The 11212-nt window shown below is 62.5% G+C and carries 7 protein-coding genes and 2 pseudogenes; all 9 read left to right on the forward strand.

Going from position 1 to position 11212, the window contains the following annotated elements; genetic code table 11:
* The first annotated feature begins 201 nt into the window (after positions 1-201).
* Positions 202-1449, forward strand: a pseudogene (yebS, locus tag AC4PR2_RS09535) (membrane integrity lipid transport subunit YebS).
* Positions 1418-4048, forward strand: a complete 2631-nt coding sequence (locus AC4PR2_RS09540; protein WP_197779103.1) for a PqiB family protein — start codon at positions 1418-1420, stop codon at positions 4046-4048. Before yebS ends, AC4PR2_RS09540 begins: the two are co-directional and overlap by 32 nt.
* Before the next feature lie 102 nt (positions 4049-4150).
* Positions 4151-5587 carry a 16S rRNA (cytosine(1407)-C(5))-methyltransferase RsmF gene (gene rsmF / locus AC4PR2_RS09545; RefSeq protein ID WP_197804059.1) on the forward strand — a complete coding sequence of 479 codons (1437 nt, stop codon included), beginning with the start codon at positions 4151-4153 and terminating at the stop codon, positions 5585-5587.
* A gap of 272 nt (positions 5588-5859) precedes the next feature.
* Positions 5860-6396, forward strand: coding sequence for a Csu type fimbrial protein (locus AC4PR2_RS09550; protein WP_060419268.1), 537 nt, complete (start codon positions 5860-5862; stop codon positions 6394-6396).
* Between the two features lie 273 nt (positions 6397-6669).
* A complete protein-coding gene (locus AC4PR2_RS09555; RefSeq protein ID WP_060440090.1) occupies positions 6670-7206 on the forward strand; it encodes a Csu type fimbrial protein in 537 nt (178 codons plus the stop codon).
* A 2-nt stretch (positions 7207-7208) separates the two neighbouring features.
* Complete coding sequence (locus tag AC4PR2_RS09560; RefSeq protein ID WP_038877669.1) at positions 7209-7712, forward strand: Csu type fimbrial protein; 504 nt, start codon at positions 7209-7211, stop codon at positions 7710-7712.
* Complete coding sequence (locus tag AC4PR2_RS09565) at positions 7706-8248, forward strand: Csu type fimbrial protein (RefSeq protein ID WP_492175066.1); 543 nt, start codon at positions 7706-7708, stop codon at positions 8246-8248. Before AC4PR2_RS09560 ends, AC4PR2_RS09565 begins: the two co-directional genes overlap by 7 nt.
* A 21-nt stretch (positions 8249-8269) precedes the next feature.
* Positions 8270-9037, forward strand: coding sequence for a fimbrial biogenesis chaperone (locus AC4PR2_RS09570; RefSeq protein WP_049201714.1), 768 nt, complete (start codon positions 8270-8272; stop codon positions 9035-9037).
* Positions 9038-9188: 151 nt separating this feature from the next.
* Positions 9189-10874, forward strand: a pseudogene (locus tag AC4PR2_RS09575) (fimbria/pilus outer membrane usher protein); the annotation flags it as partial.
* Positions 10875-11212 lie beyond the last annotated feature (338 nt).

Consider the following 11212-nt stretch of genomic DNA (forward strand, 5'->3'; position numbering starts at 1 on the left):
AAAATAAGCATTAAATGCGTATAGCCACAAGGTTAATCATCTGTTGCTTCACAAAACCCTGCCGCTCGGGGTATGTTTGCCGCTCAGAATCCCGGTTTACCTCGTTTTACCGTCCGGCGCCCGATCGCCGGTGACGCGGCCGGTTTATTTTTCAGCTACGCTGACAGTTCCGGCGGGCTCAAGGGCAGCTACTTGTCAAAAATGAAAATACACGCGATCACCGCCCCCCTTTCCAAAGCGCGCCACCAGCGCTGCTGCGAGTGCGACCTGCTGTTCGTGCTGCCGCCGCTCAGCGGCAATCAGGCCGCCTATTGCCCGCGCTGCAACGCCAAGGTGGTGAGCGGCCGCGACTGGTCGATGACGCGCCTGACCGCCATGGCGATCGCCATGCTGCTGCTGATGCCGTTCGCCTTCACCGAACCGCTGATCAGCATCCGCCTGCTCGGCACGCGCATCGACGCCAGTTTGCTGGAGGGCATCTGGCAGATGAGCCGCCAGGGCGATCCGCTGACCGCCAGCATGGTGGCGTTCTGTACCCTCGGCGCCCCGCTGACGCTGGCGCTGTCGCTGCTCTACCTGCGCTTCGGCCACGCGCTCGGCATGAACCTGCGCCCGGTGCTGCTGATGTTGGAGCGGCTGAAAGAGTGGGTGATGCTGGACATCTATCTGATCGGCATGGCGGTGGCGGCGATCAAGGTGCAGGATTATGCCGACATCCAGGCGGGCAGCGCGCTGATCGCCTACCTGTCGCTCACCCTGCTCAGCATCCTGACGCTGATCCACGCCAACCTGGAGCAGCTGTGGGAGCGTTACTACCCGCAGGAGCAGCCGGAAGGCCCGCCGGCGGCGCTGCATATTTGCCTGTCCTGCCACTATACCGGCTACCCCGACGCGCGCGGCCGCTGCCCGCGCTGCCACGTGCCGATGTGCCACCGCCAGCCCTACAGCCTGCAGAAAACCTGGGCGGCGCTGATCGCGGCGATGATCCTGCTGATACCGGCCAACCTGCTGCCGATTTCCATCATTTACGCCAACGGCGCACGGCTCGAAGACACCATCTTCTCCGGCGTGGTCTCGCTGGCCACCTCCGGCAACGTGCCGATCGCCGCCATCGTGTTCATCGCCAGCGTGCTGGTGCCCTTTACCAAGGTGATCGTGCTGATCACGCTGCTGTTCAGCATTCACTTCAAAACCTCGCACAGCCTGAAAACGCGTATTCGCCTGCTGCGCCTGGTCACCTGGATCGGCCGCTGGTCGATGCTGGATCTGTTCGTTATCGCCTAGATGATGTCGCTGGTAAACCGCGACCAGCTGTTATCTTTTACTATGGGACCGGCCGCGTTTTACTTTGGCTCGGCGGTCATTTTGACTATTCTTGCCGTTGAGTGGCTGGATAGCCGATTGATTTGGGATGCACATGCAACAGGAAACGCCGACTACACCGACTGAAGCGCGGGTCAAGAACAAACGCCGCATTTCACCGTTCTGGTTACTGCCGTTCATCGCCCTGCTGATCGCCGGGTGGCTGGTCTATAACAATTTCCAGGAACGCGGCACCACCGTCACCATCGACTTCCAATCGGCGGCGGGCATCGTCGCCGGCCGCACGCCGGTGCGCTACCAGGGCGTTGACGTCGGCACGGTGCAGAAGATCAGCCTGAGCAAAGATCTGCGCAGCATCGTGGTGGAAGCCAGCATCAAAAGCGATCTGGAAGACTCGCTGCGCGAAGGCACCCAGTTTTGGCTGGTGACCCCCAAGGCTTCGCTGGCCGGGGTCTCCGGGCTCGATGCGCTGGTCGGCGGCAACTATATCGGCATGATGCCCGGCAGCGGCAAGGCGCAAACCCACTTCGCCGCGCTCGATACCCAGCCGAAATACCGCCTGAACACCGGCGAGCTGATGATCCATCTGCACGCCGACGATCTGGGCTCGCTCAACAGCGGCTCGCTGGTCTACTACCGTAAAATCCCGGTCGGCAAGGTGTACGACTACACCATCAGCGAAGGCAATAAGGGCGTGACCATCGACGTACTTATCGACCGCCGCTTCGCCCATCTGGTGAAAAACAACAGCCGCTTCTGGAACGTCTCCGGCTTCAAGGGCGATTTCAGCCTGTCCGGCGCGACGGTACAGATGGAGAGCCTGGCGGCGCTGGTCAACGGCGCCATCGCCTTCGATTCGCCGGCCGATGGCCAGCAGGCCAAGGGCGACCAGAGCTATGCCCTGTATCCCGATCTGGCCCACAGCCAGCGCGGCGTCAATATCCTGCTGGATCTGCCGAGCGGCAACAACCTGAGTGAAAACCGCACGCCGCTGATGTACCAGGGGCTGCAGGTCGGCACCCTGACCAAGCTGACGTTGCAGCAGGACAGCAAAGTGGTCGGTGAACTGACCATCGATCCTTCGGTGGTCGATCTGATGCGCAGCGGCACCCGCATCGTGATGCGCAGCCCGCGCATCAGCCTCAACGACGCCAAGCTCAGCCAGCTGCTGACCGGCACCACGCTGGAGCTGGTGCCGGGTGAAGGCGAGCCGCAGCAGCGCTTCAACGTGCTGGACAGCAGCGAGACGCTGTTGCAACAGCCTGGCGTGCTGACCGTCACGCTGAATGCGCCGCAAAGCTACGGCATCGACGTGGGGCAGCCGTTGGTGGTGCACGGCGTGAAAGTCGGCCAGATCCTGAGCCGCACCCTGACCGCCGGCGGCGTGGTGTTCACCGCCGCCATCGACGCCCAATATCGCGGCCTGCTGCACAAAGACAGCAAATTCGTGGTCAACAGCCGCCTCGACGTCAAGCTGGGCATCGACGGCATGGAAGTGCTCGGCGCCAGCGCCCAGGAGTGGGTAGACGGCGGCGTGCGCATTATTCCCGGCAGCAAGGGGGAACCGGGCGGCCAATACCCGCTGTACGCCAACAGCGAGAAAGCCGAGGAAGGCATCGTCGGCAACGCCCCGGCCACCACCCTGACCCTCAGCGCCACCAGCCTGCCGGACGTGCAGGCCGGTTCGGTGGTGCTGTATCGCAAATTCCAGGTGGGCGAAATCGTCAACGTGCGGCCAAAGGCCAACGAGTTTGAGGTGGACGTCTACATCAGCCCGGAATACCGCAAGCTGCTGACCCGTGAAAGCATCTTCTGGGCCGAAGGCGGCGCCAAGGTGCAGCTCAACGGCAGCGGGCTGACGGTGCAGGCTTCGCCGCTTAACCGCGCGCTGAAAGGCGCCATCAGCTTCGACAACCTGCAGGGCGTGACGCTCAACAAGGGCGCCAACCGCGTGCTGTACGCCAGCGAAACCGCCGCTCGCGCGGTGGGCAGCCAAATCACGCTGAAAACCTACGACGCCAGCAAGCTGTCGGCGGGCATGCCGCTGCGCTACCTCGGCATCGACGTCGGCCAGGTGGAGTCGCTGCAGCTGGCGCCGGAGCGCAACGAAGTGTTGGCCAAAGCGGTGCTGTATCCGGAATACGTGCAGACCTTCGCGCGTCTGGGCAGCCGCTTCTCGGTCGTCTCGCCGGAGATCTCCGCCGCCGGCGTCAGCAACCTCGATACCCTGCTCCAGCCTTATATCAACGTGGAGCCGGGGCGCGGCCGCGAGATGCGCACCTTCGAACTGCAGCAGGCCAGCATCACCGACTCGCGCTATCTCGACGGCCTGAGCGTGGTGCTCGACGCTGCCGAAACCGGCTCCCTGCAGATCGGCACGCCGGTGTTGTTCCGCGGCGTGGAGGTCGGCACCATCACCGGCTTCTACCTTGGCGCCATGTCAGACCGGGTTCATGTCGCGCTGCGCATCAGCAAGAAGTATCAGCATCTGGTGCGCAACAACAGCGTGTTCTGGCTGGCTTCGGGGTACAACCTGCAGTTCGGCCTGACCGGCGGCGTGATCAAGAGCGGCACCTTCCAGCAGTTCATCCGCGGCGGTATCGCCTTCGCCACGCCGCCGACCATTCCGCTGGCGCCGAAAGCGACGCCTAACAAACACTTCCTGCTGAATCCGGAAGAGCCGAAGGACTGGAAAACCTGGGGCACCGCTATTCCGCGCGATTAAATTTCGCATTTTCCTTAGGGCCCGGCATTGTCGGGCCCTGTTTTTTTCCGCTTTGTGATAAACTCTCGCCCTTGTCTTTATTGCACCCTGAGAGTTCGCCCCGTGGCCAAATCCACCGCCGTTTTTCTGCCCCCCGCTTTCCTTGACGCCACCCGCGCCATCATGCCCGCCGAGCTGGCGATGGAAGATTTTATCGCCGCCTGCCAGCGCCCGCTGCGCCGCAGCCTGCGCGTCAACACGCTGAAAATCAGCGTCGCCGACTTCCTGGCGCTGGTGCAGGATTACGACTGGCGACTGGAGCTCATCCCCTGGTGCGCGGAAGGGTTCTGGATCGAGCGCGACGATGAAGAGCTGCGTCTGGGCAGCGCCGCCGAACACCTGAGCGGCCTGTTCTACATTCAGGAGGCCAGTTCAATGCTGCCGGTCAGCGCGCTGTTCTCGGGCGGCCCAGTGCCTAATCGGGTGCTGGACGTGGCGGCGGCACCAGGCTCCAAAACCACCCAAATCGCCGCGTTAATGGGCAATCAGGGCGGCATCGTCGCCAACGAATACTCCGCCAGCCGGGTAAAAGTGCTGCACGCCAATATCAGCCGCTGCGGCGTGAAGAACGCCGCGCTGACCCACTTCGACGGCAGGGTGTTCGGCGCCGCGCTGCCGGAGAGCTTCGACGCCATTCTGCTCGATGCCCCCTGCTCCGGCGAAGGCGTGGTGCGCAAGGATCCGGACGCCATGAGCAACTGGTCGCCACAGAGCGTGGCCGAAATCGCCGCCACCCAACGCGAACTGATCGACAGCGCGTTTCATGCGCTGGCGCCGGGCGGCGTGATGGTTTACTCCACCTGCACGCTCAATGCGCAGGAAAACCAGCAGGTGGTGCGCTGGCTGCTGGACACCTACGGCGACGCGGTCAGCGTCGAGCCGCTGGGTGCGCTGTTCCCCGGCGCCGACAAGGCGCTGACTGCCGAAGGCTTCCTGCACGTCTTCCCGCAGATTTACGACAGCGAAGGCTTTTTCGTCGCCCGCCTGCGCAAACAGCGCGCCGTGGCGCCGTTGGCGAAGCCGACCTACAAGGTGGGTAAATTCCCGTTCAGCCCGCTGTCCGGCAAAGAGGCGGCGCTGGTCGCCCAAGCCGCCGCCGCATCCGGCTTAACCTGGGGCGATGACAGCCGGCTGTGGGAGCGCGACAAGGAGATCTGGCTGTTCCCGGCCGAGCTGGAACCGCTGTTCGGTAAAGTGCGCTTCTCACGTATCGGCCTCAAGCTGGCGGAACGTTTCCCGAAAGGTTTCCGCTGGCAGCACGAGGCGGCGATCGCGCTGGCCGGCACCGGCGGCAAAACGCATTTCGAGCTGGACGCCGCGCTGGCGCAAGAGTGGTATCACGGCCGCGATCTCTACCCGGAGCAGCCGCCGGCCGGCGATGAATGCATCGTCACCTACCAGGGCCAGCCGCTGGGCATCGCCAAGCGCATCGGCAGCCGCATCAAGAACAACCTGCCGCGCGAGCTGGTGCGCGACGGCGCGCTGGATTTTCACCTGTAATCGCTCCGGTGCCGGGGAACCGCCTTCCCCGGCGCCAAAATAATGCTAATACTATTCCTATCGCCATTCATTATTATTCTAATCATTTCCAATTTGCACTATTCCGCCTCCCCGCCCGTATTTCCCCGCCGGAAACGAAACAAGTTTTTAGCCTTTGATCAAGACAATTTCGCGTTCTTATCCTATTAATTTAAATGTAAGTAAATTAATGCGTTCAACTCAGCTCTGGGTGGCGTTTTTGCGGGCTTTCTCTGACACGGCAAGGAATCATGATGAATAAAACTCTGATGGTTTTGACCTCGGTAGCACCTCTGCTGTGCATCAGTGGCACAGCCAACGCAGCGGGCACCATTCAGGGCACGCTGGGCGTGACGATCACCATCGGCGCCGGCTGTGTGGTCACCGGCGGTAACAGTTCCGGCACCACCAACGACTTTGGTTCGATCAGCTTCGGGACTTACTCCTCGCTGGCCAACGTCATCACCGCCAGCGCCACCGGCAGCGGCGGCACCGGCACGCTGGGGCTGAACTGCACCACCGGCACCAACTATACCGTAGCGCTGGACAACGGCCTCAACGCCTCCGGCAGCCAACGGCGCATGGCCAGCAGCGTGCCGGCCTACATCAGCTACAACCTTTATCAGGACAGCGCCCACGCCCTGCCGTGGAACAGCACCACCGGCACGCTGACCGGCACCGGTACCGGATCGGCGGTGCCACTGATCGTTTACGGCCTGGTGCCTGCCGCGGGAACGACTCCGGCGGCCGGCGTCTACAGCGATACCGTCACCATGACCGTCACCTGGTGAGTTTCATCGTCAACGGAGCGCCGTCAGTGCGCTCCGTTATTCATTAAGTAATAATATTCCCACCCACCTTATCATTCCCCCCTTAGTGTTCATGCCCGGTGACACGGCCGCCGCAGCGAACCTGCGACAGCGATTAAAAATAAATAAAGTTTTTAATCTTTTAGCGCGACATTCTCACGTTCTTATTCTATTAATTAATCTGTAAATAGATTAATGCATTTGACTCATTTTCGGGCTTTTTGGCAGGCTTCTCTACTACGGCAAGGAACCACGATGAAAAAGACTCTGGCGGCATTAACCTCGGCAGCGCTTCTGCTGTGCGCCTCTGGCACCTCCTACGCGGCGGGCACCATTCAGGGCACGCTGGGCGTCACCCTGACCATCGGCGCCGGCTGCGTGGTCACCGGCGGCACCAGCTCCGGCACCACCAACAGCTTCGGCTCCATCAGCTTCGGCACCTACTCCTCACTGGCTAACGTCATCACCGCCAGCGCCACCGGCAGCGGCGGCACCGGCACGCTGGGGCTGAACTGCACCACCGGCACCAACTACACCGTGGCGCTGGACAACGGCCTCAACGCGACCGGCAGCCAGCGGCGCATGGCCAGCAGCGTACCGGCCTATATCAGCTATAACCTCTACCAGGACAGCGCCCACGCCGTGCCGTGGAACAGCACCACCGGCGTGCTGACCGGCACCGGCACCGGTTCGGCGGTGCCGCTGATCGTCTACGGCCTGGTACCTGCGGCAGGCACCACCCCGGCGGCCGGTGCGTACAGCGATACCGTCACCATGACCGTCACCTGGTAAACATGACGCGCCTGGCCGTCACCTGCATGCTGTTGTCGTTGGCGGGCGTTTGCCGCGCCGACGTCAGCACCGCGACGGTGGGCGTCAGCGCCACCCTGGTCAAGTCCTGCGTCGCCGGCACCACCAGCGGCGGCAACACCACATTCGGCACCTTTAACTTCGGCACGGTCTATTTCCTCAATACGGCGATAAAGGTGACCGGCCAGGCGAACGCCGGCGCACTGCAGATCAACTGCAACAACGGCACCAGTTACACGGTGCTGCTCAGCGGCGGACAGAGCGGCAATACCGCCGCACGCTATCTGCAAAGCGCGGCGGGCGCCCGCGTGAACTACAACCTGTATACCAGCGCCAGCTACGCCACCGTCTGGGATAACGTCACCGGCGTCACCCAGACCGCCACTGGCCAAAGCGTCTGGCTGCCGGTGTACGGCATGATCCCGGTACAAACGACGCCGGCGACGGGCAACTATACGGATACGGTGCAGGTGACGATAAATTGGTGATTAACGGAACGCTGCGCACCCTGCTGCTGGCGGCGCTGATCGGCGCCCCGACGGCCCGTGCCGATACCGTCAGCCAGGGCTTCACGGTCAACGCTTCGATCATCAAAGGCTGCGTACTCGGCAGCGGCGTCACCAACGTTACCTCGTTCGGCAGCATGAGCTTCGGCCAGGTTGCGTCCTTGAGCAGCCCGATAAAAATCGTCTCTAGCGCCGGCGCCGGCTCCATTTTGATCCGCTGCAATCCCGGGCTCAGCGTCACCCTGGGGTTGAACGTCGGCAATACCGTCACCGGCTCCATCGCCGGCGGGCGAAAACTGTTGAACTCGGTGACCTCGGAAACGCTGGTTTACCAGCTCTACCAGGATGCCAACTACGCCGTTTTGTGGGGCGACGGCGGCAACGGCGGCGCCGTCCAAACCGTCTCCTCCACCGGCAGTACGCAAGAAATAAAAATCTACGCCAGTTTAATGGCGAGCAGCACCTTGCCCACCAGCGGCACCTACAACGATACGGTCTTAGTGACGGTGAGTTATTGAGCTTTTAAAAAGGATCACATTATGCGTAGTACTCTGCTCCGCCTGCCCCTGCTGGCAGGATTGCTGTTAGCCGGTCAACCGCAGGCCTTCGCCGCCGCCTCCATTCTGATTTGGCCTATCGATCCGGCGATTGAAGACAACCAACAGGCGACGGCCCTGTGGCTGGAAAACCGCGACAGCAAACCGGTCTATATGCAGATCCGCGTGCTCGGCTGGCAACAAACCGGCGGTAAGGACGACTACCGCAACCAGAGCGAAGTGGTCGCCAGCCCGCCGGTCGCCACCATTCTCCCCGGCAAACGCCAGCTGATTCGCCTGATCAAGCAGACCCCGGTCGCCGCCGGGCAAGAACGGGCTTACCGGATACTGGTTGACGAAGTGCCCATCAAGGATAAAGACGGCGCGGCGCCGGACAAGGGCGCGCAGATGGGGCTGAAATTCCAGATGCGTTATTCGGTGCCGCTGTTCGTCAGCGGCAAAGGCGTCTGGACCAAGCAAGACTTCGAACACCCGCGCGACTATGCCACCGCCAACCAGCCGAAGCTCAGCTACCGGCTGCTGCAGCAAAACAGCCAGCGCTGGCTCGACGTGCGCAACGACGGCATCGTGCACGCCCGCCTGTCGCAGGTCAGCATCCAGGGCAAGCCGCTCAACAACGGGCTGCTGGGCTATGTGCTGCCGGGTTCGCAAATGCGCTTTGCCCTGCCGCCTTCGGGCAGTTTCGCCGCCGGCAAGCTGCAGGCGATGGTCAATGACAATAAGCAACCCGTAACCATTCCGTCTTACTGAGCCTGAGGTGCAGGTGAAGCGGATCTCGTCGCCGGCCACGCGCGGCATGCAGCTCAAGCCGCTGGCCCTGGCCGTACTTTGTATGGCGGTGGAGCTGTGGCCGCCGCACGCCGCCGCCGACGACCTTCCACCGCCGCCCAGCGCCATCAGCATGCCGGACACCACGCTGTATCTGGAGCCGGTGGTGAACGGCCGCCAGACCGGCAAAGTGGTGCCGGTCACCTACCGCGGCGGCCACTACTATTTGACGCCGCAGCAACTGAGCGACGCCGGCCTGCCGGTGGCGAACAAGCAAGCGAAAGAGATCGCCGTCGATCAATTGGATAAGGTCGACGTCACCTACAGCGGCGAAACGCAGCAGCTGTTGATCTCGGTGCCCAACGACTGGCTGCCCAAGCAAACCCTCGGCGACGCCAACCCAGAACAGCGGCTGCCGGCGCAAAGCAGCCTGGGTTTCTTGCTGAATTACGACGCCTACGTCAGCCAGAGCGGCGGGCGCGGCAATCCGGGCTATTTTTCCGCCTGGAGCGAACAGCGGCTGTTCGACGGCTTCGGCGTTATCGCCAACACCGGCATTTTCCGCAGCAGCTTCAACGGCGAGACCGCCGCACAGCAGAACAATCGCTATATCCGCTACGACAGCAGCTGGCGCTACAGCGACGACGACACCATGCTCAGCTATACCGCCGGCGATCTCACGACCGGCTCGCTGCCCTGGACCAGTTCGGTGCGCATCGGCGGCCTGCAGGTGGCGCGCAACTTCGCCACGCGGCCGGATCTGATTACCTATCCGCTGCCGCAGTTCTCCGGCCAGGCCGCCGTGCCGAGCAGCGTCGACCTGTACATCAACAGCTACAAGAATACCTCCGTCAGCGTGAACCCCGGCCCGTTCACCCTGAATACCGTGCCTTACATCAACGGCGCCGGCCAGGCGACGGTGGTCACCACCGACGCACTCGGCCGCCAGATCAGCACCACGGTGCCGTTCTATGTCGCCAGCTCGCTGCTGCAGGCCGGGCTAAGCGATTTCAGCCTGTCGGCAGGGGCGCTGCGTCAAAATTACGGCTATCGCTCCGCAGACTACGGCCAATGGGTGGCCAGCGGCAGTGGGCGTTACGGCGTCACTGATTGGTTGACGCTCGAAGGGCGGGCGGAAGGCGCGGCTGAGCTGGCGGTCACCGGCGCCGGCGCGGGCGTGCGCCTGGGGCAGTTAGGGGTCCTCAACGCCTCCTACAGTTACAGCCAGGCGGGCAGCGATGCCTTCAACGCCCCGCCGGTCACGCCCCTTTATTACGATCCGATCACCGGCCAACCGGTACAGCAACCGGATGCCGGGCCGGTTTATCAGTACACCGGCCGCCACGGCGATCAGACCAGCCTGAGCTATACCTACAGCAACCAATATTTCAGCCTCAATGCCCAACGGGTACTGCGCAGCGCGGACTTCGGCGACCTCTCCACCTACAAGAGCAGCTACCGCCTGAGCCGCCGCACCGATCAACTGACCGGCAGCATCGGCCTGAGCCGCTTCGGCAGCCTGGGCGCCGGTTATTTCGACGTGCGCGACGCCATCGGCCAACGCACCCGCCTGGTCAACCTGTCGTACAGCCTGACGCTGTGGCGTAATATCAGCCTGTACGCCTCGGCGAATCGCGAGATCGGCGGCGACGGCTACAGCTCGCAGCTGCAGATCAGCATTCCGTTCGATGCCTGGGGCACCGCTAACGTCAGTACCGCCCGCGACGCCGGCAACCGCTGGAGCGAACGCGTCGCGTACAGCCGCGCCGCGCCGACCGACGGCGGTTTCGGCTGGAACCTGGCCTACGCCAGCGGTGAACGGTAGCACGCCTGCGGCGTGAGCTCGTCTGCTGCGCAGCCGAAGTACTTTCCCCCTTCATCGCCACGACCTATACTCTTACTACTTATTAACAAAAAATTATATTAATTGGATAGTTAACGTTATATGGCCCGCAAAAGCTCTTCTCGAAAACCTAAGTCCGGCAAAGTCTCTGGAATGGCTACCGGACCTGAGTCACACCAACATCGCTACCCCAAGCGGTGGATGGTCTCTCTGCTGACAGAAGATCCGGATGACTTCCCTGTCGAATTCTTCTACGACGAACCCGAGGAAGCCATTCGACACTGCGTACATCTTGGTCCTCAATATTTTCTCGA

This window comes from Serratia sp. A07, from assembly GCF_058725505.1.

What these genes read in the sequence shown, in the direction of transcription:
- AC4PR2_RS09540 (WP_197779103.1), top strand. Translation starts at nt 1,418, where the DNA reads ATGCAACAGGAAACGCCGACTACACCGACTGAAGCGCGGGTCAAGAAC.
- AC4PR2_RS09550 (WP_060419268.1), top strand. Translation starts at nt 5,860, where the DNA reads ATGAATAAAACTCTGATGGTTTTGACCTCGGTAGCACCTCTGCTGTGC.
- AC4PR2_RS09555 (WP_060440090.1), top strand. Translation starts at nt 6,670, where the DNA reads ATGAAAAAGACTCTGGCGGCATTAACCTCGGCAGCGCTTCTGCTGTGC.
- AC4PR2_RS09560 (WP_038877669.1), top strand. Translation starts at nt 7,209, where the DNA reads ATGACGCGCCTGGCCGTCACCTGCATGCTGTTGTCGTTGGCGGGCGTT.
- AC4PR2_RS09570 (WP_049201714.1), top strand. Translation starts at nt 8,270, where the DNA reads ATGCGTAGTACTCTGCTCCGCCTGCCCCTGCTGGCAGGATTGCTGTTA.